We start from the raw sequence: 26,390 nt of genomic DNA, 5'->3' as shown, positions 1-26,390 counted from the left end.
CGATGAGCAGGCGCTCACGCTCATCGGCTGTCTTGATTTCAGCTTGGTAACCATTGGCCAGCACCTGCGGCGCCGGTGTGCACAAAAACCGAAACACTAGGTAACTTTGATCGATCCGCGATGGCCGCGGTTTCGTTGAGGGAGGCATCAGTTGACCATCTCCACCACCAAGAAGCTGCTCGGCGTCACCGTCGCCGCTGGCGTCGTCTTCGCGCTTGCCGGTTGCGGCCAGGCACCGACCGACAAGCCCGCCGGCTCCGGCGAGCCGGTTGCCTCCGACTTCCTGCCCTGCCTCGTCTCCGACGCCGGCGGCTGGAACGACAAGTCGTTCAACCAGTCCGCCAAGGAGGGTATGGACAGCGCCGCGAAGGAGCTGGGCATCAAGCCGCTCGAGTTCGAGTCGGCGAATGACAACGACTACGCGCCCAACCTGGAGACGGCTGTCTCCGAGGGCTGCTCGCTCATCGTCTCGGTCGGCTTCAAGCTCTCCGCTGCCACGGTCGAGTCGGCTCTCGCGAACCCCGACCTCGACTACGCGATCATCGACGACTGGGCCGACAACGACTTCGACGGCAACGTCGACGCCCCGAACATCAAGCCGCTGGTCTTCGACACGGCTCAGGCCGCGTACCTCGGTGGCTACGCAGCCGCGTCCTGGTCCGCCCAGAGCGGTGTGAACAAGGTCGGCACGTTCGGCGGAATGCAGATCCCGTCGGTCGCCGTGTTCATGGACGGCTACCAGCTCGGCGTCGAGAAGTACAACACGGACAAGTCCGCAGCCGTCGAGGTCTTCGGCTGGGACGAGGCCACGCAGAAGGGCTCGTTCACGGGCGGCTTCGACGCGAACGACACCGCCAAGCAGACCGCACAGGGTGTGCTCGACCAGGGCGTCGACGTCATCCTCCCGGTCGGCGGTCCCGTCTACCAGAGTGCAGCTGCGGCGATCGCCGACAGCGGCAAGGACACCCTGATGCTCGGCGTCGACAGCGACCTCGCCGTCGCCGACCCCGAGGTGGCCGGCATCACGCTCGTGTCGATCATGAAGGCGATCGACGTCGCCGTGAAGGACGCGACCCTCGCCGCGGCGAAGGGCGAGTTCGACCCGGCTCCGTACGTGGGCACGCTCGAGAACGAGGGCGTCAAGCTCTCCGGCTTCGGTGACTTCGAGTCGAAGCTCCCGGCAGGTCTGACCGACGAGCTCAAGGCTCTGCAGGAGCAGATCATCTCGGGCGAGATCAAGGTGGAGTCCCCGAACTCCCCGACCTCCAAGTAAATCCGTCGCAGTTCCCGCACGGGGCGAGTGGTCAGCAGGCTGCCACTCGCCCCGTGTCGTGGACGGACGATGATCCTCCGGGATGACTCTCCTGGATGATTCTTCTGGATGACTCTTCTGGATAAGGTGCAGATATGAAGCTCGAACTTCGCGGCATCACCAAGCGATTCGGCACCCTCGTTGCCAACGACCACATCGATCTCGTGGTCGAGCCGGGTGAGATCCATGCGCTGCTCGGTGAGAACGGCGCAGGCAAGTCCACCCTCATGAACGTGCTCTACGGCCTGTATCAGGCTGACGAGGGCGAGATCCTCCTCGATGACGAGGTGCAGCGCTTCCGCGGTCCCGGCGACGCGATGGCTGCGGGTATCGGCATGGTCCATCAGCACTTCATGCTCGTGCCGGTGTTCACCGTCGCCGAGAACGTGATGCTCGGTCACGAGCAGACCAAGGCCCTCGGCAGGCTCGACATCGCGAAGGCGCGAGAGCATGTGCGGTCGGTCGCGGCCCGCTTCGGCTTCGACATCGACCCGGATGCGCTCGTCGGCGACCTTCCCGTCGGAGTGCAGCAGCGCGTCGAGATCATCAAGGCGCTCTCGCGCGATGCGAAGGTGCTCGTGTTCGACGAGCCCACCGCGGTGCTCACGCCGCAGGAGACCGACGAGCTGATGGCCATCATGCGTCAGCTGCGTGACGAGGGCACGGCGATCGTGTTCATCACGCACAAGCTGCGCGAGGTCCGCGAGGTCGCCGACAAGATCACCATCGTCCGCCTCGGCCGCGTCGTCGGCGAGGCGTCGCCGACCGCCACCAACGCCGAGCTCGCCTCGCTCATGGTCGGCCGAGCCGTCGAGCTCACCGTCCATAAGGAGCCGCCGCGTCTGGGCGAGGGCGGGTTCGAGGTCAAGGGGCTGCGCGTGCTCACCCCCACGGGTGCGATCGTCGTCGACGGTGTCGACTTCGCCGTTCGCCCGGGAGAGGTGCTCGCGATCGCGGGAGTCCAGGGCAATGGCCAGACCGAGCTCGTGGAGGCCATCGTGGGCCTTGCAGCCCGTGTCGAAGGCAGCATCGAGCTCGACGGGAAGGAGCTCGTGGGCAAGAGCGTGCGTGCGATCCTCGACGCCGGTGTCGGCTTCGTGCCGGAGGACCGCACGGAAGACGGCCTGGTGGCCGGATTCTCCGTCGCGGAGAACCTGATCCTCGACCGTTCGGACGACCCGGCCTTCAGTCGCGCCGGCACCCTGCGCCGCTCGGTGCTCGACGAGTTCGCCCGTGCGCGCATCAAGGAGTACGACATCCGTACCCAGGGTCCGGAGACCGCAGCGGGAACGCTTTCCGGCGGAAACCAGCAGAAGGTCGTGATCGCCAGGGAGATGAGCCGCGCGCTGCGCCTCCTCGTCGCGGCTCAGCCCACCCGCGGTGTCGACGTCGGTTCGATCGAGTTCATCCACAAGCGGATCATCGAGACGCGCGATGCGGGAGTGCCCGTGATCGTCGTCTCCACTGAGCTCGACGAGGTCGCAGCTCTCGCCGATCGGATCGCGGTCATGTACCGCGGCACCATCGTCGGCATCGTCCCCGGCGACACGCCTCGGGAGACGCTCGGACTCATGATGGCCGGTGCGGCCGAAGGGGAGGTGGCCGCGTGAGCGGAGCGACACCCGGCGCGGGAGATGTGACCAAGGGGATCCCGCCGCAGGAGCTCGCCACGAGCACCGGCACGGTTCCGCGGGACCCCTCGGACGTCCCGCCGCCCCCGCGCGGCAACGTCATCCTGAAGGAGATCCTCCGCGGCAATGCGGTCACGACGATCCTGGCGATCGTGCTGGCGCTCATCGTCGGCGGTGTGCTGATCGCCTTCACGAATCAGGACGTCCTCGACGCATCCGTCTACTTCTTCGCACAGCCCGGTGATACCTTCGCCGCTGCGTGGAACGCGGTCTACAACGGCTACGAGGCGCTCTTCCGCGGGGCGATCTTCAACGCCCGCGGTGCGGACTTCGCGGCGCAGATCCGACCCCTGACCAACACGCTCGGTTTCGCGGCCCCGCTCATCGCGGCAGGTCTCGGCGTCGCACTCGCGTTCCGCGTGGGGCTGTTCAACATCGGTGCTCGCGGCCAGATGCTCATCGGTGTCGCCGTGGCGGCCCTGCTGACCTTCTCGCTCGACCTGCCGATCTGGCTGCACATCCCGGCCACGCTCATCGCGGGAATCGCGGGCGGCGCGCTCTGGGGTGCGATCGCGGGGCTCATCAAGGCGCGCACCGGCGCGCACGAGGTGATCCTCACGATCATGCTGAACTACATCGCCTACTACCTGCTGCTGTGGATGATCCGCACCCCGGGTCTGCTGCAGAAGCCGGGCACCAACCAGGCTCTCGGCTCGGCGACACCGGAGAGCGCCCAGTTCCCGACCCTGCTCGGACCGCAGTTCCCGCTGCTCGACCTCGGCTTCGTGATCGTGATCGTGGCGACCCTGTTCGTCTGGTGGCTCATCGAGCGTTCGTCGCTCGGCATGCGGATGCGTGCCGTGGGTGAGAACCCGCACGCCGCGCGCGCCGCCGGTATCAGCGTGCAGCGCATCTACGTCTACGCGATGCTCTTCGCGGGAGGACTGGCGGGCCTTGCCGGCATGAACCAGATCCAGGGGGCTGTGACCACGGGCGTCACCGAGACGATCGATGCCGGCATCGGCTTCGACGCCATCACCGTCGCCCTCCTCGGACGCAGCCGCGCATGGGGCACCTTCGCGGCCGGCATCCTGTTCGGTGCGCTCAAGGCGGGCTCGTTCTCGATGCAGGCGCAGAGCATCCCGGTCGACATCGTGCTCGTCGTGCAGTCGCTCGTGGTGCTGTTCATCGCCGCGCCGCCCCTGCTGCGGGCGGTGTTCTTCCTCCCGAAGACCGATATCGAGAAGGCAGCCCGGCTCAGAGCCAAGGCTGCGAAGAAGGCGGTGGCGGCATGATGTCCCTCGTGCAGACTCAGGCCGCCGATGGCACTGTTCAGCTGGCGACCGTGAAGGAACGGCACCTCAAGGCGCCGATCGTCCTCGCCGGTGCAACGGTCCTCCTCGCGCTGCTGTTCTTGTTCGTGCCGCGTGACGGCATCAGCACGTTCCGCCTCTCCGACCAGTCCTCGGCGCTCGCGCTGCCGGATGTGTCGCTCCCGACGGCGTCGACGTTCTGGGTCGTGTTCGGCTTCCTCGTGGTGCTGACGGTCGGTGCTTTCCTCCGTGCCTGGACCTACCGCGCACCGTCGCTGTGGCTCGTCATCGCCTTCAGCGTGCTGGCCGTCTTCGGCTTCCTCGTCTGGGCCTCGGCCGGCGGACTCGTGCCTGTGACCAGTCTGCTGTTCGGTGCGGTCTCGCTCTCCGTGCCCCTGGTGTTCGGTGCACTCGGCGGCGTCATCGGGGAGCGCGCCGGTGTCGTGAACGTCGCGATCGAGGGACAGCTGCTCCTCGGTGCGTTCTCCGCGGCGCTTCTCTCGAGCATCACCGGCAACCCGTTCGTGGGTCTGGTCGGTGCGATGATCGGCGGCGTCCTCGTGGCGAGCGTCCTCGCGGCATTCGCGATCAAGTACCTCGTCGAGCAGGTCATCGTCGGTGTGGTGCTCAACGTGCTCGTCACCGGTCTCACGGGCTTCCTCTACGGCGCGCTGCTCGCGCCCAATGAAGCAGCCCTCAACCGCCCGGCGCGCTTCCCGCGCGTCGAGATCCCGGTGCTCAGTGACATCCCGATCATCGGACCGGTGCTGTTCAACCAGACGTTCATCGGGTACCTGATGTTCATCACCGTCGCCGTGGTGGCGTGGGGTCTGTACCGCACGCGCTGGGGTCTGCGGCTGCGTGCCGTCGGCGAGCACCCGCAGGCGGCCGACACGGTGGGCATCAAGGTGAACCTGACCCGGTTCTGGAACGTGCTGCTGGCCGGCGCGATCGCGGGCATGGGCGGCGCGTACTTCACACTCGTCTCGGTGCCGCAGTTCGGCAAGGACATGACAGCCGGTCTCGGCTTCATCGCCCTCGCGGCAGTGATCTTCGGCCGCTGGGACCCGATCCGCGCGACGCTCGCGGCGCTGCTGTTCGGCTTCGCCACCAACCTGCAGAACCTGCTGTCGATCCTGAAGACGCCGATCCCCGGCGAGTTCATGCTGATGCTGCCGTACGTGGTGACGCTGCTGGCGGTCGCCGGGTTCGCGGGCCAGATCAAGGCGCCTGCCGCCGACGGCAAGCCGTACATCAAGTCATAGCCCGGCCGGAGGAGAGAAGCATCGCAATGACGGACATCGACTGGGATGAACTGCGCCAGGTCGCGACCGATGCCATGACGAAGGCGTACGCGCCGTACTCGCGCTATCGCGTGGGTGCTGCCGCACTCGTCGGCGACGGTCGGATCGTGGCCGGCTGCAACGTCGAGAACGCGTCGTACGGCGTGACGCTGTGCGCGGAGTGCGCTCTGGTCGGCGACCTGCACATGTCGGGCGGCGGTCAGCTCGTCGCCTTCGTGTGCGTGAACAACGAGGGGCAGACGATCATGCCGTGCGGACGCTGCCGCCAGCTGCTGTTCGAGCATGCGATGCCCGGGATGCTGTTGGAGACGGTCTCCGGCATCCGCACGATCGACGAGGTGCTGCCCGATGCGTTCGGGCCGCGCGACCTGGAGGAAGCACGATGACCGCTGGACAGGCTCAGGGAGCTATCGAACCGTTCGACGCGATCGATGTGATCCGCGCCAAGCGCGACGGCGGTGCGGTGCCAGAGCCGGCGCTGCGCTGGATGGTCGACGCCTACACCCGCGGTTATGTCTCGGACGCGCAGATGGCATCGTTCGCGATGGCGATCTTCCAGCGCGGCATGGAGCGCGACGAGATCCGGGTGCTGACGGATGCGATGATCGCGTCGGGGGAGCGGATGAGCTTCGCCTCGCTCGGCAAGCGCACGGTCGACAAGCACTCCACGGGTGGCGTCGGCGACAAGATCACGCTGCCGCTGGCGCCTCTGGTGGCATCCTTCGGCGTGGCGGTGCCGCAGTTGAGCGGTCGCGGTCTCGGACACACCGGTGGCACGCTCGACAAGCTCGAGTCGATCCCCGGCTGGCGTGCGGCTCTCAGCAACGAGGAGATGTTCGCGCAGATGCAGGGCGATGTGGGTGCGGTCATCTGCGCCGCCGGCTCCGGGCTCGCTCCCGCCGACAAGAAGCTGTACGCGCTCCGCGACGTCACCGGCACAGTGGAGGCCATCCCGCTGATCGCCTCCAGCATCATGTCGAAGAAGATCGCCGAGGGCACGGATGCGCTCGTGCTCGATGTGAAGTTCGGATCCGGTGCGTTCATGCAGGACATCGACCGTGCTCGCGAGCTGGCGCGCACGATGGTCGCCCTCGGCACCGACTCTGGCGTCGCGACGACCGCCCTGCTGACCGATATGAACGTCCCGCTCGGCCTCGCGATCGGGAACGCGAACGAGGTGCGGGAGTCGGTGGAGATCCTCGCCGGTGGCGGGCCCTCCGACGTGCGTGAGCTGACCATCGCTCTGGCGCGCGAGATGCTCGCCCTCGCCGGACAGCCGGATGCCGACGTGGAGGCGGCGCTCGACGACGGCCGCGCCATGGACACCTGGAAGGCGATGATCCGCGCGCAGGACGGCGACCCTGATGCCGAGCTGCCGACCGCGCGTGAGACCCACCAGGTGCTGGCACCGGCCGACGGCGTCGTCACGCGCATGGAGGCCCTTCCGTTCGGCGTCGCCGCCTGGCGTCTTGGTGCGGGTCGCGCCAGGGCGCAGGATCCGGTGATCTTCGAAGCGGGAATCGATCTGCACGCGAAGCCCGGCGATCGCGTCGTCGCCGGTCAGCCGCTGTTCACCCTCTCTGCCGCGGACGACGCCCGTTTCGGCCGGGCGCTCGACGCGCTCGAGGGCTCGTGGGAGATCGGGGACGAGGCGCCGGTCACCGGCCCCATCGTCCGTGAGCGCATCACCGCGTGACGTCGGACCGCTAGCCTGATCTGAGCACATCCGCGACCGAGAGGATCACCATGTCGATCGATGCGAACGGCGACGTCACGCTCCAGGGGGTCTCCCTGCGGAGCTTGCCCAAGGTGTCGCTGCACGACCACCTCGACGGCGCGCTGCGGCCCGCCACGATCATCGAGCTCGCGGATGAGATCGGACTGGACGTTCCCGAGTCGAAGCCGGCGGCCCTGGGTTCGTGGTTCGCGAAGCAGAGCGACTCGGGTTCTCTGGTCGAATACCTCAAGACGTTCGACCTCACCACAGCCGTGATGCAGACCCGGGAGGGGCTCACCCGCGTCGCGCGCGAGTTCGTGCAGGATCTCGCCGCCGACGGAGTGATCTACGGCGAGGTGCGCTGGGCGCCGGAGCAGCATCTGGCTCGCGGTCTCACGCTCGAGCAGACCGTGGAAGCCGTGCAGCAGGGTATCGAAGAGGGGGAAGACCTCGCCGACAGCTCCGGGCGCAGCATCCGAGTCGGGCAGCTCATCACCGCGATGCGTCACACCGATCGCGCGCTCGAGATCGCCGAGCTCGCGGTCGATTTCCGCGGTCGCGGTGCGGTGGGCTTCGACATCGCCGGCCCCGAGGACGGATTCCCGCCGTCGAACCACCGCAAGGCGTTCGACTATCTCGCCGAGAGCTTCTTCCCGGTCACCGTGCATGCGGGAGAGGCGGCAGGCCTGGCCTCGATCCGGTCGGCCCTGCTGGACGGACGTGCCCTGCGCCTCGGCCACGGCGTGCGCATCGCGGAGGATCTCGAGGTCATCACGCAGGAGGGCGACGAGGTGCAGGTGCAGTTCGGAGACCTCGCGCGCTGGGTGCGCGACCGTGAGATCCCGCTGGAGCTCTCGCCGTCGTCGAACCTGCAGACCGGGGCGATCGCCGCGTGGGGCGACACGATGGTGGACCACCCGTTCGACCTGCTCTATCAGCTCGGTTTCGCCGTCACCGTGAACGTCGACAATCGCACCATGAGCGCCACATCCCTCACGAGGGAACTCGCGCGGCTGGTCGAGACCTTCGAGTACGACCTCGACGACCTCGAGACGTTCCAGTTCAACGCGGCCGCTGCCGCGTTCCTGCCGGTCGAGGAGCGCGAGGAGCTCGTGGAGATGATCGCCGAAGGCTTCGACGCCTGATCATGGCTTCCGGGGGGAAGAAACGGCGTGCACGCACCGCCGTCATCGTCTGCACGGTCGCTGCGGTCGTCGTCGTCGGAGCCGGCGCTGTGGCCTTCGCGTGGCTGAACCGCACGCCGGAGAACACCGTCCCGAGGGCGCAGTCGACGACGATCGAGCATCCGCTGACGCCGGCGGAGCAGCTCGTGGCCGATGCCGATGATCCGCGCGCCTGCGCCGTCACCTTCTCGGGCGAGGGCGCTCCTGCGGATCCGATGCTCCAGTTCCAGGACGATCTCTACCAGGGACTGCCGATCCCACAGCTCGAGGGCAAGGTGTTCGCCGGCTGGTACTCGAGTGCAGCGGACGCGGGAGCCTTCACCGTCGCCGCCCGGGTGAACGGCGCAGATCCCGTCGTGTGCGCCGAACAACAGGTCGAGCTCTTCGCCGCCTGGAAGACGCCGGAGGAGAACGCCGCAGAGAAGGTGCGAGTTCCCATCCTGATGTACCACCAGTTCACAGCCAACCCCGAGGGGGAGAAGGGCTGGCTGCGCGGCAACTACGCGTACATCGGCGACTTCGACGCACAGATGAACCACATCGCGACGACGGGGTTCTACCTGCCGACGTGGGATGAGCTCAGCGCTTTCATCGACGGTCGGCTCTCGCTCCCCGCCAAGAGCGTGATCATCACCGACGACGACGCCGACCAGTCGTGGTTCGATCTGGCGGTTCCGGTCGTCGACAAGTACAAGGTGCTCAGCACGTCGTTCATGATCACGGCCTACCGGCAGGATCCGGCACCATCGATCTATGTGCAGCGTCGTTCGCACACGCACGACATGCATCAGGCCGGCGACAACGGCAAGGGCCGGATGGTCAACTGGACCGCCGACCAGATCGCCGCGGATCTCACCACCTCCGCCCAGATCCTCGGCGTGGGTCAGGTCGTGGCGTATCCCTACGGGCATTACAACGACACCACGAAGCAAGGTGTCGCTCAGGCCGGATACGAGATGGGTCGCACGATCGAGCCGGGCTACGTGACGATCGGCACCGACAAGCTGGCTCTTCCCGTCGTGCGCATCGACTACGGCATGGGTCTGGACGCGCTGGTCTCGCGCATCGGCTGAGTGCGAAGCACGCGGCAGGATGGTGCCATGCCCTCCTCGTCAGAGTCCGCCTCCGTCGTCATCGTCGGGCCGGCGTCATGGAACACGATCGTCGTGCTCGACCGGCTGCCGGAGCCGGTGCCGCACATGCAGTTCGCCGAGAGCACCTGGGAGACGGTCGGAGGAACGAGTGCGGGTAAGGCGCTCAGTCTGACCGCGCTGGGCAGGACCGTCCGGCTCCATGCCACCGCGGGGACGGACCGGGAGGGTGCACGCGTCCGTGAGGCTCTGCGGGCCGCGGCAGTGCAGGTCGACTGGCAGGACGGCGTCACCGAACGGCATCTGAACCTCATGACCCGCGAGGGCGCGCGTGTCTCGCTCTACCTCGCCACGCCGGGGGAGAGCACGGGCGTACACGACCTGAGCATGCAGGAACAGATGACAGGGGCGGATGTGGTCGTCCTCGACCTCGCCGCGGAACCCCTGCGCCTGCTGCCTCTGGCCCGGTCGACAGGGACGCCGATCTGGGTGGACGTGCACGACTACGACGGGTCGGCGGACTACCATCGGCCCTTCCTCGATGCTGCCGAGGCGGTGTTCTGCAACGCCGACAGGCTCGACGATCCGGTCGCGTTCCTCCGGTCACGCATCGCGGCGGGAGCGCGTCTGGCCGTGTGCACCCTGGGAGCGGACGGCGCCGTCGCGGTCGACGAGGACGGCACCGTGCATCGGGTGCCCGCCGAATCCGTCGAGGTCGTCGACACGAACGGTGCGGGAGACGCCTTTCTGGCAGGAGTGCTCGATGCACGTCTCGACGGAGCCGGCATCCCCGACGCCCTCCGAGCCGGAGCACGTTCCGCGGCGTCGGTGCTGCGCACGCGGCACCTGCACCCGCTGCTCGACGCTGTGCTGGGGTCCGTGCCCGACCCCGTGCTCGGGTCTGCGCGCGATCCTGAGGGGGAGTGAGGTTCAGGGCGCGAGCGGCGCGAGGAAGTCCCCGGCGAGGCGCGTGACCTGGGCATGCATGTCGTCGCTCGAGATGGTCGGGGTGCCGTCGCCGTCCTGCGGTCCGTAGTCGCCGAACGAGGCGTGTGAGGCGCCGTCGATCTCGACCATCTCTGCAGCGGTGGGCAGCTCATGCCGCGCATCCGCGATCTTCTGCGGCGTGGATAGCCCGTCCTCGCCGCCCGCCAGGCTCAGAACGGGGAGATCGCTCCCGGAGAGGTCGTTCGCGCAGTACGACGCGAACAGCACCAGCGCATCCGCGTCGGATGCGAGCTGACAGGCGCGCACGCCGCCCAACGAGTGACCACCGACGCTCCAGACATCGATGCCGGGTGCCGCGGAGGTGAACGCGTCGAGACCGCGCGGGTCGAAGAACGCCAGGTTCAGCCAGGGACGCGTGATCACGACGGTGACCCCGTCTTCGGCCAGTCCCTGCAGGATGGCCGCATACGCCCAGGGATCGACCTTGGCACCGGGGATGAACACGAGGCCGAGCTCGGAATCCCCCTCGGCAGGCGCGAGCACGATGCCTTCATCGGCGTCCGTCACCGTGATCGCCGGGTTCGCACGCACGGCCGCGAGCGGCTCCGGCTCTGCGGCCATGACGCCGATCTGAGTCCAGGCGAGCACACCACCGACGGCGAGCACCAGCACGATGGCGATGCTCCACAGCACGCGCCTCAGGATCCGGCGGGACTTCTTCTCCACGAGACAACGCTACTGCGCGCGGCGACCGGACGATGTCCGTGGCCTGGGTGGTCTCACTCCGGCGCCTCGAGTGCGTCCTTCTCGCTCCGCACGGCCGCACGGTAGGCGTCCTTGTTGACGTAGTAAGCCATCCGGTCGAGACCGAGGTAGCGATAACCACCCGTGACATCCGGCCAGGGCTTCTCGGTCACACGTCGGCGGAAGCGGGCGGCGCGTGCGGGGTCCTCCTCAGCCGCGCCCAGGTAGGCCGCGAGCAGCTCGGCCTGCTCGTAGCGACCCTGCCAGCCGATGCCGGATGCCTCGATCATGCCCATCACGTAGAGGCCGTTGAACGACGAGGGGAACGCGTTCAGGAACAGTCGGGGCGAAGCGCCTCGCCAGTGCAGGTGCTCCCGGTCGACAAACGGGTAGTCGAGGGTGTACCCGGTGGCGAGCAGCACGAGGTCGTAGTCGTCGGCACGGCCGTCGCGGAAGTGCACGGTCGCTCCGTCGAATCGGGCGACGTCGGCGCGGATCCGCAGATCACCCTGTCCGAGGTGGTTCAGGATCATGGTGTTCACGATCGGATGGGCCTCGTAGATGCGGTAGTCCGGCTTCGGGAACCCGAACCGCACGGGGTCGCCGGTGAAGGCACGGAGCACTCGGCTGTCGAGGGCCTGCTTGATCCTGGCGGGGAGCGGACGCCCCTGGTTCAGGGTGTCGCTCGGTCTTCCGAACAGGTATCGCGGCACGAAGTAGTAGCCACGCCGAACGCTCATGTCGACCGACAGTGCGTGGTGCACGGCGTCGACCGCGATATCGCAGCCGGAATTGCCCGCGCCGACCAGCAGCACCCGCCTGGACCTCAGCTGTTCCGGCGACCTGTACGCGCTCGTGTGCAGCAGCTCGCCCGTGAACTCGCCGGGGAAGGAGGGAACGTTCGGCCGGGCGAGCGTCCCGTTCGCGAGCACGACACCTCTGTACCACCGTGTCTCGACGCCATCGGGACCCGCGCTCGCGAGATCCCATCCGCCGTCGCGCGGTTCGAGGCGGGTCACGGTCGTGTCGAACCGGAACAGAGCGGTGAGCTCGAAGCGGGCCGCATAGTCCTCGAAGTACGTCTTGACCACTCGATGACCCGGGTAGTCGACCGACGAGCGCATCGGGAACTCGGCAAACTCCGTCGTGGTGCGCGAGGAGATCAGGTGCGCGGATTCATACATCGTGCTGCGGGGATTCTCGATGTCCCACAGCCCGCCGACGCCGTGCGAGGCCTCATAGCCGTCCACGCCGATGCCGCGCTTCTGCAGTGCTCGGGCAGCGGCGAGGCCCGACGGTCCCGCGCCGATCACGGCATATCCGTTCATGTGGCTCCCGAACCTCACTGTCCTCCCGCACGCCGTCGTGTCGAGAAACGCCCCCGCCCACCGATGGTATCGGCAGACGGGGGCGTCTCTGAGCGAGGCGTCAGACAGCGCCCAGCTGCTGTTGCCGGGCGGCGACGGCATCGCGGATCAGCGGGAACAGCGGGTGCTCCGGGTCGAGGCCCGTCGTGCTGGTGGTGAACGCGGCGGGGTCCGTTGTGCGGAGCAGCTGCTGCAGCTCGACGGACTGCTCGTCGGCGGGGTCGTCGAACTCGAGTGCTGCTGACACGGCGGCGACGAGCGCCTCGGCAGGAAGCCCCCGTTCCGCCGCCATGGCGGCTGGGCCCACGAAGCGCTCATGCCGTGAGATCTTCCGCAGCGGCTGACGCCCGACGCGCTGCACGGTGTCGACGAGCGCGGGGTTGCGGAAGCGTTCGAGGATCGTCGCACGGTAGTCGGCGAGGTCTGCCGGGTCGAGCCCGTGCTCGGCCACCAGGACGGCCGATGTCTCCTCGAGAGCTGCAGAGACGCTCGCCGCGATGGCCGGGTCGGCGAGGGCGTCCGAGATGCGCTCGATGCCCGCACGCGCTCCGAAGTACGCGGTCGCCGCATGGCCCGTGTTCACCGTGAACAGCTTGCGCTCGATGTACGGCGCCAGGTCCTCGACGAAGTGCGCACCGGGAATGTTCGGCAGCTCGCCGCCGAAGGGGCCCGACTCGATGGCCCACTCGAAGTAGGGCTCGACCGTCACGTCCACGCCCGATCCCTCCGGCTGCGCCGGGACGATGCGGTCCACGGCCGTGTTGGCGAACACCGCACGTGCGAGCAGCGTCTCGGCATCGTCGCCCGCCGCAGCGACGACCTCCCGCCGCAGCAGGTCGGTGGCTCCGATCGCGTTCTCGCACGCCATCACCTGCAGCGGCGCGGAGTCCGGACTGCGCAGGGCGAGTCCGGCGACGATCGAGGGCGCGACGAATCGCAGCACGGTCGGGCCCACCGCGGTCGTGACGACATCCGCGGTCGCGACCTCCTCGGCGACCGCGGCCGGATGCGTGCGACTGTTGACCGCGCGAAACCCGGTGACGACGTGATCGGTCCCTCCGGGGCCGGCCTCGTGCACGGTGTACGAGTCGACCTCGTTGATCGCATCGACCAGTGCATCTGCGACGTCCGAGAAGACCACCTCGTACCCGCCGTCGCGCAGCAGCAGCCCGACGAACCCGCGTCCGATGTTGCCCGCCCCGAAGTGGACCGCCTTCATCCTTCGTTCACCTCCGACAGGAGGGCGTAGAGCTCCTCGGGAGTCTGCGCCGCTGACAGCTTCGCGACGTCGTCCTCCTCGGAGAACAGGATCGCGATGCGGGAGAGGATCTCCAGGTGCTCGTCGCCGATGCCGGCGATGCCGATCACGAAGGTCGCGGGCTCGCCGGACCAGTCCACGCCGCCGTCGTAGCGGACGACCGACAGCGCGGAGGCGAGGATGGTGTCCTTCGCGTCGTTCGTGCCGTGCGGGATGGCCAGGCCGTTGCCCATGAACGTCGACACCGTCTCCTCACGCTGTCGCATCGCGTCGACATAGGCCGGGGTCACGGCACCGGCGGAGACGAGGATGTCCGTCGCCTCCTGCAGAGCCTCGTCTCGTGTCGCACCACCGGGATGGATGCGGACCTGATCCTGGGTGAGGACGCTCATTCTGTTTCCTTTCGCTGCTCGCGCACCATCTCGACGACTTCTTCGTAGCGGGGCGAGTTCATGAAGTTGTCCACGGAGACGTGGACCGAGTTCGGCGACTTCGCCTCGGCGCGCTCGGTGAGCTGCTGCTGCGTGATGACGACGTCAGCCGTCCCGTCGAGGTTGGCGATCGCCTGGTTGGTGACCGTGATGTCCTCGATGCCGGCCTTCTTGAGCTTGTTGCGCAGCACGCTCGCGCCCATGGCGGACGAGCCCATCCCGGCATCGCAGGCGAACACGATCCGCTCGATCGGTGCCGAGATCACGGTCGCGCTCGTGGCGGGCGCGGCCTCCGGCGCCGCGGACGCCGTCGACGTGCGCAGTGCGTCCATCGCGGCGGACGACTTGCCCTTGTTGGCTTCGGTCTGCGCGATCGCGGCGCCGAAGGTGTCACCCTCGGCCTCGAGGTCGCGCTTGCGGGATGCCCGCAGGATCACACCGGTGATGAGGAAGGTCACGGTCGCCGCGACGATGACGGAGAGGTAGACGACCAGGAGGTTGCCGACGCCAGGGCCGATGGCGGCAGCGGTCACGGCGATGATGCTTCCCGGAGCTGCGGGGAAGGCGAGGCCCCCGCCGAGGACCATGTTCGTCGTGACACCGGCCGCGCCACCGGCGATGAGCGCGAGGATGGTGGTCGGCTTGCTCAGGGCGTAGGGGAAGTAGATCTCGTGGATGCCACCGAAGAACTGGATGATCGCCGCTCCCGGAGCCGAGGCCTTCGCCGCGCCGACGCCGAAGAACGTGAACGCGAGGAGCAGACCGAGGCCGGGGCCGGGGTTCGCCTCGATGAGGAACAGGATGGACTTGCCGGTCTCGGTCGCCTGCTCGATGCCGAGCGGGGTGAACACGCCGTGGTTGATGGCGTTGTTCAGGAACAGCACCTTCGCGGGCTCGACGATGATCGATACGAGCGGAAGCAGCTGCAGCGAGACCAGCCAGTCGACAGCGGCACCGAGCGCGGCGCTGATGCCGAGCATCACGGGGCCGAAGGCGAAGAAGCCGAAGATCGCCAGGATCATGCCGAGGATTCCGGCCGAGAAGTTGTTGACCAGCATCTCGAAGCCGGGCTTGATCTTGCCGTCCCACAGCCGGTCGACCTGCTTCATGACCCAGGCGGCGAGGGGACCCATGATCATGGCGCCGAGGAACATCGGGATGTTCGTGCCGACGATCACGCCGACCGTTGCGATCGACGCGACCACGCCTCCGCGCTCACCGTAGACCATGCGGCCTGCGGTGTTCGCGATCAGCAGCGGGAGCAGGTACGTCACCATCGGACCGACCAGGCCCACGTAGGCGAGGATGTTGCCGTCAGCACCTTCCGCCACGGCGGTCATGGCACCCTGCCAGCCGATGATGACGGAGTCTCCACCACCGCCGAGGATCTCGGACACGCCGGCCCAGTGCCAGCCGAACGGGCTCTCCGCGCCGAAGAACCCCTTCGGGATGAACAACATCGTGATGAAGCCCCAGGCGATGAAGGCCGCGATGTTGGGCATGATCATGCCCGAGAGGAATGTGCCGAAGCGCTGCACTCCTACGCGCAGGCCGCCGGGTCTGGTGGCGGCAGGTGACGTCGTCGTCATGATGTCGTCTCTTTCTTGTGGAGGGGGAGTTCCGCGGCGAGGGCTGCCACGGCGTTTCGGGCGGAGGAGGCATCGTCGGCGGCCAGGGCGGCCTGGGCGAGACTCCGCGCCTCGGACGGGGTGCGCGCGGACAGCGCGTGACGGACATCGGCGAGGGCGGACGGCGCCATCGACAGGCTGGTCGCGCCGAGACCGACCAGCACCACGGCGAGCAGCGGGTCGGCTGCGGCCTCGCCGCAGATGCCGACGGGTTTGCCGAGGCGGGTGCCGGCATCGCCCACCTCGCGCACGAGGCGGAGGACGGCCGGGTGCCAGGGGTCCTGGAATCCAGCGACGGAACCGAGCATGCGGTCGGCCGCCATCGTGTACTGCGTGAGGTCGTTGGTGCCGATCGAGGCGAAGTCGGCGTGCGCGAGGACGCGATCGGCGAGCAGTGCGCTCGCCGGGATCTCGACCATCACCCCGGCGGTCTTCAGCCCGTACTCGCGGGCGAGCCCTGTGAAGTAGATCGTCTCCTCGACCGTGGCCACCATGGGGGCCATCACCCAGAGGTCGGCCTCGGTCACGGCGTCGGCCTCGGCGAGTGCGGTGAGCTGCTCCCGGAGGATGTCCTCGCTGGCGCGCAGCGCCCGCAGACCTCTGAGTCCGAGTGCCGGGTTCTCCTCGTGTGCGTCGTTCAGGAAAGCCAGCGGCTTGTCGGCACCGGCGTCGAGCATCCGCACCACGACCTTCTTGCCGGGGAAGGCCGCCAGCAGCTCGCGATACGACTCGCGCTGCTGTGCGATGGTGGGCGCCTGCGCGGAGGAGAGGAACAGGAACTCGGTGCGGAACAGCCCGACGCCCTCGGCCCCCCGAGCGACCGCGTCGGCCGCATCTGCAGGCTTCCCCAGATTCGCGAGCAGCGCGACAGGCGTGCCGTCGGCGAGAGCGCCGGGAGTAAGTGGGGCCGCGTCGGCCGACCGTCGAGCGGCGGCGCGCTCGGTGGCGCGAGCCATCTCGTCGTCCGTCGGTTCGCGCGTGACCACGCCGCCCGCTGCATCGACGATCACGGTCTCGCCGGTGGTGAGCACGTCGCCGTCGGCGACGCCGACGATCGCGACGATGCCCTTCTCCCTGGCGAGGATCGCCGTGTGCGAGGTCGGGCCGCCGTCGGTGGTGATCAGCGCGAGGACCTGATCCAGGTCGAGGAGTGCGGTGTCCGCCGGCGCGAGATCACGGGCGACCAACACGAACGGGTGCCCCGGGTTCGGGACTCCGGGGGCGTCGACGCCGCGGAGGTGCGCGAGCACCCGCTGCGCGATGTCGTCGAGGTCTGCGGCACGCTCACCGAGGTAGCCGCCGACCGCCTCGAGGGTGGCGCGGAACCCTGCGAACGCGTCGTGCACGGCCCACTCGGCCGTCGCGCCCGCATCGATCCGAGTGTCGACCTCGTCCTGGAGGGTGGGGTCCTCGGCGATCATGGCCTGTGCCTCGAGGACCTCCTGCGCCGATCCTCCTGCGGCTTCGCCACGCTCGTTCAGCTCCTTCGCGACGGCCGAGACGGCGTCACGGACCCTGGCTCGTTCGGCGTCCGCGCCCGCGATGCTCGGCGTGTTCTCGGGAGCCGGCATCGCCTCGGCCATGCGGACGATCGGTCCCTGGGCGACGCCGAGACCGATCCCCACCCCGCGCAGCTCGCTCATCCGGCGGCGTCCTGGTCGTGGTCGGTGGTGAGCAGCTCGGTGAGGGTGTCGAGCACCTTCTCCGCGCCGTCACCGTCCGCGGTCAGCGTGACGTAGTCGCCGTGTTCGATGGCCAGGGCGATGACGCCGAGGATGCTCGCCGCGTTGACCGGCTTCCCGGAGTCCTTCGCGATCGTCACGGGGATGCCTGACTCCTTCGCCGCCTGCGCGAAGAGCTTCGCGGGGCGAGCGTGCAGTCCATGCGAGGAGCCGATCCGGACGGTGCGGGTGGCGGTCATGATGTTCCTTTCGGGGTTTCGCCGACGGCGAGGATCGCACGGGCGAGGACGAGCGTGCGCGAGCCGTCGAGATCGGAGAAGACGTCCTCCGGGAGCACGGCGACGGGCGCGCTCGCACTCTCGCGGATCGCATCGAGTCGGTCGCCGAGGTGCGGGCCGACCAGGATCAGGTCGTGGTCGGAGCCGGAGGCGGTGCTCTCCAGGCCGGCAGATGCCTCCCAGTCGAGACCGGCGAGGGCGGCGGCACGGCGAAGTCGTTGCGCGACGAACGTGCTCGATGCTCCCGCACCGCACACCACGAGGATCCTCATCGATGCCACCTTTCCTGAGAACAGTCTGGGAACGAAGCGGGGGTGCGCGCCAACACGTTCCTTTCCGCCCCTGCGGAACGGCGCCTTCCGCCCCGAGGTGCCGACCACCTGACATCATGGAGAACACGTCGAGACGGTGCGGTCAGCACGCGGGAGGGGAGGATCATGTCGCGCCAGCGTCAGGACCAGCTTCTCGCGACGCTGCTGCGTCAAGAGGGATGGGCGACGGCTGCGAGCCTCGCCGACCTCATGGGCGTCACCCCGCGCAGCATCCGCTCCTATGTGGCGGCGCTGAACGCCCGCACTCCCGGAGCCGCCGTCATCGAGTCGGGCCCTGCGGGCTATCGTGCCGGATCCGGTGCATGGGGCGCGATGCGCATGCGCCAGAGCGGAGACTCCGCGCCTCGCGATCGCCTGCACACCCTGGTACGACTCCTGCTCGATCAGCCGGCGGGGATCGACGTGTTCGACACCGCGGAGGACCTGCACGTCAGTGAAGCGACGCTCGAAGCGGATCTGGTGCGCGTGCGCGGCCTGCTCGACGGCACCGAGCTGACACTCGAGCGCGAGCGCGAGAACGTGCGGCTGCGCGGCAACGAGACGGCGCAGCGACGTCTGCTCAGCAGGCTTGCCCACGACGAGATGGATGACGCCTCGTTCCATCCGGAGACCTTCCGCCGGGCACTGTCTGGATCGGCCGTGGACGCCGGTGCGGTCGGCCCCTTCAAGTCGGCGCTGGTGCGCGAGCTGGGTGAGCTCGGCTACTACGTGAACGAGCTCGCGATCTCCGACGTGCTGCTGCATATCGCGATCGCTGCGGAGCGGGTCGCCGCAGGGCACACCCTCGAATCCGCGCCGGCCGGCACCCGCGAGGAGATCCCGCGCGTGGGGACGGTCATCGCCCGCCTGGCTTTCGAGCACTTCGCAGTGGTCCTCGGCGATGGCGACAGCGGCCACCTCGCGTCCCTCGTGCTGACGCGCATCGTCGCGCCGGGGGAAGCCACGACACGCGAAGTCGCCCGCAGCGGTGTGGACCCCCTGGTCGAGGCCGCCGTGCGTGCGGAGATCGCGCGAGCAGCCGAGGACTTCCAGGTCGACCTGGTCGACGAGACCTTCGTCCTGCGTCTCGCCCTGCACGTGCAGAATCTGCTGCGGCGGGCGGAGGAGAGCGCCCTCACGCGAAACCCGCTCACCCGGTCGCTGAAGGCGACGTACCCGATGATCTTCGAGGTGGCCGTCTCGATCGCGAGCGGGCTGCACGACCGCGTGGGCACGCCGATCCACGATGACGAGATCGCCTACATCGCCATGCATGTGGGTGGCCGTCTCGAACGCAGCCGCAAGGCGGAGTCCATCCTCACCGCCACGATCGTCTGCCCGGGGTATCACGAGCTGCACGAGCTGCTCCGGTCCAGTGTCGACCGTTCGCTGGGCTCGGCCATCGAGGTGACCACCGTGGTCACGAACGTCGACCCCGACTGGGCCTCGTTCGATACCGACCTCGTGCTCAGCACCATCGAACCCGGGTCCTCCGGCGACCGCTTCGTACGCATCCAGCCGTTCCTGACCGACGCCGACGTCGACCGCATCCAGCAGGCGGCTGCCCGGGTGCGTAGGGGACGGCGTCTGACCCGCCTCCGCGGCGAGCTCGCCCGCTACTTCCTCGCCGACGCCTACATCTTCCCCCTGCCGGACGAGGGGGAGGAGGCGATCATCCGGCGTCTGGGCGGTCTTCTGGTGCAGTCGGGCCTCATCGGCGAGGACTACATCGAGAACACCATCGTGCGGGAGCGGATGTCATCGACCGCCTTCACGGACGCGCTCGCCGTGCCGCATGCGCTCCAGATGACGGCGACCCGCACCGCCATCGCCATCGGCGTCGCCGACGGTTCAGCGGCCTGGGGCGGAGGCCGCGTGCAGGTGGTCGCCCTCGCGGCGTTCAGCGAGAGCGACCGTGCGGCCTTCCAGACCGTGTTCGAGCAGCTCGTCGAGGTGTTCAGCGAGCGCGAGAGCGTTCAGCGGATCGTGCGGAAGGGGACGACTTTCGAGGCGTTCCTGGACGAGCTCGTGGCCGTGATCGACGGCTGAGGGCCGCGTTCAGGAATCGGGGGCCAGGACCGCCTCGAGCTGATCCAGGACGGCTTCGGACGTCGGAGACGGTGCGGTCTCGATCTCGACGGGATCTCCTGTCGCGATCCCGAGGTCCATCACGGCCAGCACGCTGCTCAGATCGACGGTCGTGCCGTCGGCCGTGCGGAGGGTGACCGGAGACCCGTGCGACTGCGCGAGTCGCACGAGCTCGGCCACCGGACGGGCATGCACGCCGTTGTGTGCGCTGACGATGAGGCGTCGGACGGGCATGCTCAGGAACGTTCGTCGAGCAGGGTGCGCACCCCGGCTTCGAGTTCGGCGACGGCCTCCCGCGCGCGCTCCGCGGAGTCCGCCTTCGCGTCGATGTAGACCTTCAGCTTCGGCTCGGTGCCGCTGGGACGCACGATCACGCGAGACCCGTCGGTCAGCCGGTAGCGCAGCACGTCGCCGGACGGCTGTCCCTGACCCGCCTGCAGCAGATCCTCGGCCGAGGCGATCGACCGACCGGCGATGTGCGTCGGGGGGAGCGTGCGCAGGGCGAGCATCACGGTGCCGATGATCGAGAGGTCGTCGACGCGCACCGACACCTGACCGCTGGCGAAGTGCCCGTAGGTCTCGCCGAGCTCGTCGAGCAGGTCGGCGAGGGTGGCTCCGCGATCGCGTGCCTCGGCCGCGAGGCCCAGGACGGCGACGGCGGCGGAAACCCCGTCCTTGTCGCGCACGGTCTCCGGGTTCACGAGGTAGCCCAGGGCCTCTTCGAAACCGAAGACGATGCCGGGGGCGCGCGAGATCCATTTGAAGCCCGTGAGGGTCTCGTGGAAGTCGAGTCCATGATGGGTCGCGACGGCGCCGAGCCCCGGAGAGGAGACGAGCGAGCACGCGAGCGATGCCCCCGGTGTGCCCGCCGCAGCACGCGCTGCCCTCGCGCCGAGCAGGAGTCCGACCTCGTTGCCGGTGAGGCGACGCCAGCCGCCTTCTGCCGAGTCGTCGGGAATCGCGACGGCCAGGCGGTCCGCGTCGGGGTCGTTGGCCAGGATGAAGTCCGCCTTGACGCGGCGGGCCCTCGCGAAGGCGAGATCCATGGCGCCGGGCTCCTCCGGGTTGGGGAAGGACACGGTGCGGAAGGTGGCATCGGGGGTGAGCTGCTCGTCGACCACGAACGGCTGCGGGTAGCCGGCGTCCTTCACGATGCGGGACAGCGTCTCCCAACCCACGCCGTGCATCGCCGTGTACACCCAGCGCATCCCGGTGGTACCTGCGGGAGCGGGGGCCACCGCGGCGGTCGCTGCGATGTACGCCTCGACGACGTCCTCTCCTGCGGTCTCGTACTCCGTGGAGCGCGGAAGCGCCGTCACCGGTCCCGCATCCGCGGTGCGCTGGATATGCGCGGCGATCTCCGCGTCCGCAGGTGCGACGATCTGGGAGCCCTGATCGGCGCCGCCCAGATAGACCTTGTACCCGTTGTCGTTCGGCGGGTTGTGGCTCGCCGTTACCATCACGCCGGCGTCGGCACCCAGGTGGCGCACGGCGAACGCGAGGACGGGGGTGGGGAGCAGGCGGGGGAGCAGGATCGCGCGCAGTCCCGCTCCCGCGAACAGCTCGGCGGAGTCCGTCGCGAACACGCGGGAGTTGCGACGCCCGTCGTAGCCGATCACGACCGTCGGCGTCTGGCCGTTGGACTTCTCTCGCAGGTAGGCGGCGAACCCCGCCGCTGCCTGGGCCACGAGCACCCTGTTCATCCGGTTGCTCCCGGCGCCGAGCTCACCACGCAAGCCCGCTGTGCCGAAGGCGAGACGCGTGCGGAAACGGTCGTCCAGATCGGCGATCGCACCTTCGTCACCGGTTGCGGCGCGGGTGATCACGCCGGCGAGCTCGTCGCGGGTCTCGTGGTCGGGGTCCTGGCGCAGCCAAGCGCGGGCCTGGGCGAGACGGTCCTCGTTCACAGGGCCTCGACCACCCTGGCCAGGAGCGCGGAGATCACGGGCTCAGCCTCGCGTCCTGCTTCGATCACCTCGGCATGGCTGAGCGGGGTCTGCTGGATGCCCGCGGCGAGATTGGTGATCAGGGAGAAGCCGAGGATCTCCATGCCGGCCTCACGGGCCGCGATCGCCTCGAGCGCGGTGGACATCCCGACGATGTGGCCGCCGATGTGCTTCGCCATCTGCACCTCCGCCGGAGTCTCGTAGTGGGGCCCGCGGAACTGCGTGTAGACGCCCTCGTCGAGCGCCGGGTCGATCGAGCGGGCGATGTCGCGAAGGCGCTTCGAGTAGAGGTCGGTGAGGTCGACGAACGTGGCGCCTTCGAGCGGCGAATCGGCCGTGAGGTTGATGTGATCGCTGATCAGCACGGGCTGGCCGGGAGTCCAGGTCTCGCGGATGCCGCCCGCTCCGTTCGTGAGCACCATGATCTTCGCGCCCGTCGCGGCGGCGGTGCGGACGCTGTGCACCACGCGGCGCACGCCGTGGGCCTCGTAGTAGTGCGTGCGTGCACCGATGACCAGGACGTTCTTGCCGCCGGGCGTGCGGATGCTGCGGAGCGTCCCGACGTGGCCCTCGAGCGCGGGCTTCGAGAATCCGGTGACCTCGGTCGCGGGAATCGTCGCCACGGTCTCGCCGATGATGTCGGCGGCCTTGCCCCAGCCGCTGCCGAGGGTGAGGGCGATGTCATGGCTCTCGACGCCGGTCAGACGGGCGATGTCGGCGGCGGCCTGCGCGGCCACCTCGAACGGGTTCGCGGTCGGGTCGTCGAGGGGGTTGCTGTGCGTTACGGGCATGGATCCACTCTAGGAAGGTGCAGGCTCGGGTGCCAGGATTGCGCGAGAATGGATTCCATGTCTTCCACCACTTTCGAGCGCACTCAGCGCGTCGCCGTGCTCGGCGGCGGTCCCGGCGGCTACGAGGCGGCCCTCGCGGCAGCCCAGTTGGGTGCCGAGGTCACCCTGGTCGAGCGGGTGGGGGTCGGCGGATCAGCCGTGCTCACCGACGTCGTGCCTTCGAAGAGCCTGATCGCCACCGCGGATGCGGCCGTCGCCATCTCCGAGGCCAGTGATCTCGGTGTGAACTTCTACGCCAAGGGCGACCACTCCCGCCCCCTGAAGCCGGAGATCGCGATCAACCTCGCCGCCGTGAACAAGCGCCTCGTGGCTCTCGCGGGTCAGCAGTCCGAGGACATGCGCGCGACGCTCCTCGAGGCCGGCGTGCGCATCCTGTCCGGTCACGGACGCCTCGAGGGCCCCACGGCGATCGTCGTCTCGACGGGCCAGGGCGGCACCGACTTCGACCGGGTCGAGGCCGACACCATCGTCGTCGCCGTCGGCGCCTCGCCGCGCGAGCTGGATTCCGCGAAGCCCGACGGCAAGCGCATCCTGACGTGGACGCAGCTGTACGACATGAAGGCTCTCCCCGAGCACCTCATCGTGGTCGGATCCGGTGTGACCGGAGCGGAGTTCGCCTCCGCGTACATGAACCTCGGCGCCAAGGTGACTCTGATCTCCAGCCGCGAGCAGGTGCTCCCCGGCGAGGACAAGGACGCGGCCGCCGTGCTGGAGAAGGTCTTCAAGCGTGGCGGCATGCAGGTGCTCTCCAAGTCGCGCGCCGACAAGGTCGAGGTCACGGGTGACGGAGTGACCGTCACGCTGTCCGATGGGCGCACGGTCGAGGGCAGCCACTGCCTCATGGCCGTCGGTTCCATCCCGAACACGGCGGGCATCGGTCTCGAGGAGGCCGGCGTCGAGCTCGACGACTCCGGGCACGTCAGGGTGAACAAGGTCGCGCGCACCTCGGTCCCCAACGTGTACGCGGTGGGTGACTGCACGAACTTCTTCCCGTTGGCGTCCGTCGCATCGATGCAGGGCCGCACCGCGGTGTTCCACGCGCTCGGCGACATCGTGATCCCGTTGGAGCTGATCAAGATCACTTCCAACATCTTCACCGCGCCCGAGATCGCGACGGTCGGCTACGGAGTCAAGGACGTCGAGGACGGCGTCGCGGACGGCATGGTCTACAAGCTTCCTCTCGCGGCGAACCCGCGCGCGAAGATGATGGGCATCAAGGACGGCTTCGTGAAGCTCATCGCACGGAAGGGCTCCGGCACGGTGATCGGCGGTGTGATCGTCGCTCCGAAGGCCTCGGAGCTGATCTATCCGATCGCGGTCGCCGTCGAGCGTCGCCTCACGGTCGATCAGGTCTCGCGCGTCTTCGCTGCGTACCCCTCGCTGTCGAGCAGCATCACCGACGCGAGCAGGGCGATGCACCTGGTGAACATCTCGTAGCCCCTGCAGGTACGGCAAAGGCGCCCCACCGTAGTGGGGCGCCTTTGCCGTACCAGCGGGACGATCAGCTGATCGTGAGCAGCTGATGTCCTGCGGAGACCGTGGCGCCGGCGTCCGCGTTGATGTTGCCGACGACGCCGTCCTTGTGCGCCTGCAGCGGCTGCTCCATCTTCATGGCCTCGAGCACGACGACCAGGTCGCCCTTGACGACCTGCTGTCCGTCGGCGACCGCGATCTTGACGACCGTCGCCTGCATGGGCGACTTCACGGCGTCGCCGGATGCTCCCGCGTTGGCCGTGGTGGCGTGGCTGCGACGCGACGGCGGAACCGCTGCCGGGCGCCCTGCCGTGCCGGCGGCGACGGCGACGCGGTCGGGGAGGCTCACCTCGAGGCGCTTGCCCGAGACCTCGACCACGACCGTGTGCCGGGCCTCGGCGGCCGTGGGCGCCTCGAGCTCTCCGTCCCACGCGGGGATGTCGTTGACGAACTCTGTCTCGATCCAGCGGGTGAAGATGCCGAAGTCGCCGTTCTCCGCCGTGAACGCGGGGTCGCGCACGACCTTGCGGTGGAACGGGATGACGGTGGGAAGGCCTGCCACCTCGAACTCGTCGAGGGCGCGGCGCGAGCGCTCGAGCGCTTCTGCCCTGTCCTTGCCGGTCACGATGATCTTCGCCAGCAGGGAGTCGAAGGCGCCGGAGACCGAGTCGCCCGCAGTGACACCCGAATCCAGGCGGATGCCTGGGCCGCCGAAGGTCTTGAAGACGTGGATCGGGCCCGGCTGCGGCAGGAATCCGCGACCGGGGTCCTCGCCGTTGATGCGGAACTCGATCGAGTGGCCCTGCGGCTTCGGGTCGTCGTAGTCGATGGTGCCGCCGGCCGCGATGCGGAACTGCTCACGCACCAGGTCGATGCCGGTGACCTCTTCGGAGACCGGGTGCTCGACCTGCAGACGCGTGTTCACCTCGAGGAACGAGACCGTGCCGTCGGCGCCGATGAGGAACTCGCAGGTTCCGGCGCCGACATAGCCGACCTCCTTGAGGATGGCCTTGGATGCGGCGTACAGGAGGTCGTTCTGCTCCTGCGTGAGGAACGGAGCCGGCGCCTCCTCGACGAGCTTCTGGTGACGGCGCTGCAGGGAGCAGTCGCGTGTGGAGATGACGACCACGTTGCCCTGCGCGTCGGCCAGGCACTGCGTCTCGACGTGGCGCGGCTTGTCGAGGTACTTCTCGACGAAGCACTCGCCGCGGCCGAAGGCGGCGACGGCCTCGCGCGTGGCGGACTCGAAGAGCTCGGCGACCTCGTCGAGCTCACGCGCGACCTTGAGGCCGCGCCCGCCACCGCCGTATGCCGCCTTGATGGCGATCGGCAGGCCGAACTCCTTCGCGAAGGCGATGACCTCGTCGGCACCTTCGACCGGTCCCGGCGTTCCGGGGGCGAGGGGTGCGCCGACCTTCTCGGCCACGTGACGCGCGGTCACCTTGTCGCCGAGGGCTTCGATCGCCTCGGGGGAGGGGCCGATCCAGGTCATCCCCGCATCGATGATGGCGCGGGCGAACTCGGCGTTCTCGGCGAGGAAGCCGTAGCCGGGGTGCACGGCGTCGGCACCGGCGCGGCGGGCGATCGAGAGGATCTTCTCGATCTGGAGGTAGGTCTCGGCGCTGGTCGAGCCGCCGAGGGCATAGGCCTCGTCGGCGAGGCGGGTGTGCAGGGCGTCGCGATCCTGGTCGGCGTAGACGGCGACCGAGGCGATCCCGGAGTCACGGGCGGCGCGGATGATGCGGACGGCGATCTCGCCGCGGTTGGCGATGAGCACCTTGGCGATAGCAGGCATGCTTGTCAGCCTAGCGAGAACGACCCCGATCCCTTTGA

Annotated in this window: 23 protein-coding genes; 11 read left to right on the top strand and 12 right to left on the bottom strand. The window is 68.7% G+C overall.

The window, feature by feature from the left end; genetic code table 11:
* The first annotated feature begins 151 nt into the window (after window positions 1-151).
* The 9 genes from RN51_RS06865 to RN51_RS06825 all read left to right on the top strand — a co-directional run bounded on the left by RN51_RS06865 (window position 152) and on the right by RN51_RS06825 (window position 10,479).
* On the top strand, window positions 152-1,273 hold the full coding sequence (locus RN51_RS06865) for a BMP family lipoprotein (RefSeq protein WP_045263302.1): 1,122 nt from the start codon (window positions 152-154) through the stop codon (window positions 1,271-1,273).
* A gap of 134 nt (window positions 1,274-1,407) precedes the next feature.
* Window positions 1,408-2,922: an ABC transporter ATP-binding protein gene (locus RN51_RS06860; RefSeq protein WP_045263301.1), complete on the top strand. Its 1,515-nt coding sequence runs from the start codon at window positions 1,408-1,410 to the stop codon at window positions 2,920-2,922.
* On the top strand, window positions 2,919-4,238 hold the full coding sequence (locus RN51_RS06855) for an ABC transporter permease (RefSeq protein WP_045263300.1): 1,320 nt from the start codon (window positions 2,919-2,921) through the stop codon (window positions 4,236-4,238). The genes RN51_RS06860 and RN51_RS06855 overlap by 4 nt, the downstream gene beginning before the upstream one ends.
* A complete protein-coding gene (locus tag RN51_RS06850) occupies window positions 4,238-5,521 on the top strand; it encodes an ABC transporter permease (RefSeq protein ID WP_419865794.1) in 1,284 nt (427 codons plus the stop codon). The genes RN51_RS06855 and RN51_RS06850 overlap by 1 nt, the downstream gene beginning before the upstream one ends.
* Window positions 5,522-5,547: 26 nt before the next feature.
* A complete protein-coding gene (locus RN51_RS06845) occupies window positions 5,548-5,946 on the top strand; it encodes a cytidine deaminase (RefSeq protein WP_017828470.1) in 399 nt (132 codons plus the stop codon).
* Window positions 5,943-7,256 (top strand): thymidine phosphorylase, encoded by a 1,314-nt coding sequence (locus tag RN51_RS06840; RefSeq protein WP_045263298.1) that lies wholly within the window; start codon window positions 5,943-5,945, stop codon window positions 7,254-7,256. The genes RN51_RS06845 and RN51_RS06840 overlap by 4 nt, the downstream gene beginning before the upstream one ends.
* A gap of 50 nt (window positions 7,257-7,306) precedes the next feature.
* Window positions 7,307-8,422: an adenosine deaminase gene (locus RN51_RS06835; RefSeq protein WP_045263297.1), complete on the top strand. Its 1,116-nt coding sequence runs from the start codon at window positions 7,307-7,309 to the stop codon at window positions 8,420-8,422.
* Between the two features lie 2 nt (window positions 8,423-8,424).
* Complete coding sequence (locus RN51_RS06830) at window positions 8,425-9,534, top strand: polysaccharide deacetylase family protein (RefSeq protein ID WP_045263296.1); 1,110 nt, start codon at window positions 8,425-8,427, stop codon at window positions 9,532-9,534.
* A gap of 27 nt (window positions 9,535-9,561) precedes the next feature.
* Entirely contained in the window at window positions 9,562-10,479 is a 918-nt protein-coding gene (locus RN51_RS06825; RefSeq protein WP_045263295.1) for a carbohydrate kinase family protein, read from the top strand.
* 3 nt (window positions 10,480-10,482) lie between these two features.
* Here RN51_RS06825 and RN51_RS06820 read toward each other — a convergent pair whose 3' ends face one another.
* The 8 genes from RN51_RS06820 to RN51_RS06785 all read right to left on the bottom strand — a co-directional run bounded on the left by RN51_RS06820 (window position 10,483) and on the right by RN51_RS06785 (window position 18,160).
* Window positions 10,483-11,226 carry an alpha/beta hydrolase gene (locus RN51_RS06820; protein WP_045263294.1) on the bottom strand — a complete coding sequence of 248 codons (744 nt, stop codon included), beginning with the start codon at window positions 11,224-11,226 and terminating at the stop codon, window positions 10,483-10,485.
* A 53-nt stretch (window positions 11,227-11,279) separates the two neighbouring features.
* Window positions 11,280-12,572, bottom strand: coding sequence for a flavin-containing monooxygenase (locus RN51_RS06815; protein WP_045263293.1), 1,293 nt, complete (start codon window positions 12,570-12,572; stop codon window positions 11,280-11,282).
* A gap of 100 nt (window positions 12,573-12,672) precedes the next feature.
* Window positions 12,673-13,830, bottom strand: coding sequence for a mannitol-1-phosphate 5-dehydrogenase (locus tag RN51_RS06810; RefSeq protein ID WP_045263292.1), 1,158 nt, complete (start codon window positions 13,828-13,830; stop codon window positions 12,673-12,675).
* On the bottom strand, window positions 13,827-14,261 hold the full coding sequence (locus RN51_RS06805) for a PTS sugar transporter subunit IIA (protein ID WP_045263291.1): 435 nt from the start codon (window positions 14,259-14,261) through the stop codon (window positions 13,827-13,829). Before RN51_RS06805 ends, RN51_RS06810 begins: the two co-directional genes overlap by 4 nt.
* Window positions 14,258-15,889, bottom strand: a complete 1,632-nt coding sequence (locus tag RN51_RS06800) for a PTS mannitol transporter subunit IICB (RefSeq protein WP_045263290.1) — start codon at window positions 15,887-15,889, stop codon at window positions 14,258-14,260. The genes RN51_RS06805 and RN51_RS06800 overlap by 4 nt, the downstream gene beginning before the upstream one ends.
* Window positions 15,886-17,571 carry a phosphoenolpyruvate--protein phosphotransferase gene (gene ptsP / locus RN51_RS06795; RefSeq protein ID WP_082066484.1) on the bottom strand — a complete coding sequence of 562 codons (1,686 nt, stop codon included), beginning with the start codon at window positions 17,569-17,571 and terminating at the stop codon, window positions 15,886-15,888. Before ptsP ends, RN51_RS06800 begins: the two co-directional genes overlap by 4 nt.
* The gene (locus tag RN51_RS06790) at window positions 17,568-17,849 is read right to left on the bottom strand and encodes an HPr family phosphocarrier protein (RefSeq protein ID WP_045263289.1); all 282 of its coding nucleotides are present in this window, start codon (window positions 17,847-17,849) and stop codon (window positions 17,568-17,570) included. The genes ptsP and RN51_RS06790 overlap by 4 nt, the downstream gene beginning before the upstream one ends.
* On the bottom strand, window positions 17,846-18,160 hold the full coding sequence (locus tag RN51_RS06785) for a PTS sugar transporter subunit IIB (protein WP_045263288.1): 315 nt from the start codon (window positions 18,158-18,160) through the stop codon (window positions 17,846-17,848). The genes RN51_RS06790 and RN51_RS06785 overlap by 4 nt, the downstream gene beginning before the upstream one ends.
* A 165-nt stretch (window positions 18,161-18,325) precedes the next feature.
* Here RN51_RS06785 and RN51_RS06780 point away from each other — a divergent pair, with 165 nt between their 5' ends.
* The gene (locus tag RN51_RS06780) at window positions 18,326-20,248 is read left to right on the top strand and encodes a BglG family transcription antiterminator (protein ID WP_045263287.1); all 1,923 of its coding nucleotides are present in this window, start codon (window positions 18,326-18,328) and stop codon (window positions 20,246-20,248) included.
* Window positions 20,249-20,257: 9 nt separating this feature from the next.
* Here RN51_RS06780 and RN51_RS06775 read toward each other — a convergent pair whose 3' ends face one another.
* Genes RN51_RS06775 through RN51_RS06765 form a run of 3 tightly spaced genes read right to left on the bottom strand, consistent with a single transcriptional unit; the run spans window position 20,258 to window position 23,024 of the window.
* Window positions 20,258-20,521 (bottom strand): HPr family phosphocarrier protein, encoded by a 264-nt coding sequence (locus RN51_RS06775; protein ID WP_045263286.1) that lies wholly within the window; start codon window positions 20,519-20,521, stop codon window positions 20,258-20,260.
* A gap of 2 nt (window positions 20,522-20,523) precedes the next feature.
* A complete protein-coding gene (locus tag RN51_RS06770) occupies window positions 20,524-22,194 on the bottom strand; it encodes a phospho-sugar mutase (RefSeq protein ID WP_045263285.1) in 1,671 nt (556 codons plus the stop codon).
* The gene (locus tag RN51_RS06765; RefSeq protein WP_045263284.1) at window positions 22,191-23,024 is read right to left on the bottom strand and encodes a purine-nucleoside phosphorylase; all 834 of its coding nucleotides are present in this window, start codon (window positions 23,022-23,024) and stop codon (window positions 22,191-22,193) included. The genes RN51_RS06770 and RN51_RS06765 overlap by 4 nt, the downstream gene beginning before the upstream one ends.
* 48 nt (window positions 23,025-23,072) lie before the next feature.
* On the opposite strand from RN51_RS06765, the gene RN51_RS06760 reads away from it, so the two are divergent.
* Complete coding sequence (locus tag RN51_RS06760; RefSeq protein ID WP_045263283.1) at window positions 23,073-24,521, top strand: NAD(P)H-quinone dehydrogenase; 1,449 nt, start codon at window positions 23,073-23,075, stop codon at window positions 24,519-24,521.
* Window positions 24,522-24,585: 64 nt separating this feature from the next.
* Here RN51_RS06760 and RN51_RS06755 read toward each other — a convergent pair whose 3' ends face one another.
* Window positions 24,586-26,352, bottom strand: a complete 1,767-nt coding sequence (locus RN51_RS06755; RefSeq protein ID WP_045263282.1) for an acetyl/propionyl/methylcrotonyl-CoA carboxylase subunit alpha — start codon at window positions 26,350-26,352, stop codon at window positions 24,586-24,588.
* Between the last annotated feature and the right edge of the window lie 38 nt (window positions 26,353-26,390).

Source organism: Microbacterium oxydans, from assembly GCF_000956405.1.
Taxonomy (GTDB): domain Bacteria; phylum Actinomycetota; class Actinomycetes; order Actinomycetales; family Microbacteriaceae; genus Microbacterium; species Microbacterium oxydans_C.
Note: the sequence above shows the minus strand (reverse complement) of the source record. Positions and strands in the feature narration are given on the sequence as shown.

Excerpts from the sequence above, each read along its gene's own strand:
- RN51_RS06845 (WP_017828470.1), top strand. The coding sequence starts at position 5,548 with ATGACGGACATCGACTGGGATGAACTGCGCCAGGTCGCGACCGATGCC.
- RN51_RS06830 (WP_045263296.1), top strand. The coding sequence starts at position 8,425 with ATGGCTTCCGGGGGGAAGAAACGGCGTGCACGCACCGCCGTCATCGTC.
- RN51_RS06825 (WP_045263295.1), top strand. The coding sequence starts at position 9,562 with ATGCCCTCCTCGTCAGAGTCCGCCTCCGTCGTCATCGTCGGGCCGGCG.
- RN51_RS06850 (WP_419865794.1), top strand. The coding sequence starts at position 4,238 with ATGTCCCTCGTGCAGACTCAGGCCGCCGATGGCACTGTTCAGCTGGCG.
- RN51_RS06805 (WP_045263291.1), bottom strand. The coding sequence starts at position 14,261 with ATGAGCGTCCTCACCCAGGATCAGGTCCGCATCCATCCCGGTGGTGCG.
- RN51_RS06785 (WP_045263288.1), bottom strand. The coding sequence starts at position 18,160 with ATGAGGATCCTCGTGGTGTGCGGTGCGGGAGCATCGAGCACGTTCGTC.
- RN51_RS06760 (WP_045263283.1), top strand. The coding sequence starts at position 23,073 with ATGGATTCCATGTCTTCCACCACTTTCGAGCGCACTCAGCGCGTCGCC.
- RN51_RS06835 (WP_045263297.1), top strand. The coding sequence starts at position 7,307 with ATGTCGATCGATGCGAACGGCGACGTCACGCTCCAGGGGGTCTCCCTG.
- RN51_RS06790 (WP_045263289.1), bottom strand. The coding sequence starts at position 17,849 with ATGACCGCCACCCGCACCGTCCGGATCGGCTCCTCGCATGGACTGCAC.
- RN51_RS06800 (WP_045263290.1), bottom strand. The coding sequence starts at position 15,889 with ATGACGACGACGTCACCTGCCGCCACCAGACCCGGCGGCCTGCGCGTA.
- RN51_RS06775 (WP_045263286.1), bottom strand. The coding sequence starts at position 20,521 with ATGCCCGTCCGACGCCTCATCGTCAGCGCACACAACGGCGTGCATGCC.
- RN51_RS06755 (WP_045263282.1), bottom strand. The coding sequence starts at position 26,352 with ATGCCTGCTATCGCCAAGGTGCTCATCGCCAACCGCGGCGAGATCGCC.
- RN51_RS06860 (WP_045263301.1), top strand. The coding sequence starts at position 1,408 with ATGAAGCTCGAACTTCGCGGCATCACCAAGCGATTCGGCACCCTCGTT.
- RN51_RS06780 (WP_045263287.1), top strand. The coding sequence starts at position 18,326 with ATGTCGCGCCAGCGTCAGGACCAGCTTCTCGCGACGCTGCTGCGTCAA.
- ptsP (WP_082066484.1), bottom strand. The coding sequence starts at position 17,571 with ATGAGCGAGCTGCGCGGGGTGGGGATCGGTCTCGGCGTCGCCCAGGGA.
- RN51_RS06810 (WP_045263292.1), bottom strand. The coding sequence starts at position 13,830 with ATGAAGGCGGTCCACTTCGGGGCGGGCAACATCGGACGCGGGTTCGTC.
- RN51_RS06815 (WP_045263293.1), bottom strand. The coding sequence starts at position 12,572 with ATGAACGGATATGCCGTGATCGGCGCGGGACCGTCGGGCCTCGCCGCT.
- RN51_RS06840 (WP_045263298.1), top strand. The coding sequence starts at position 5,943 with ATGACCGCTGGACAGGCTCAGGGAGCTATCGAACCGTTCGACGCGATC.
- RN51_RS06765 (WP_045263284.1), bottom strand. The coding sequence starts at position 23,024 with ATGCCCGTAACGCACAGCAACCCCCTCGACGACCCGACCGCGAACCCG.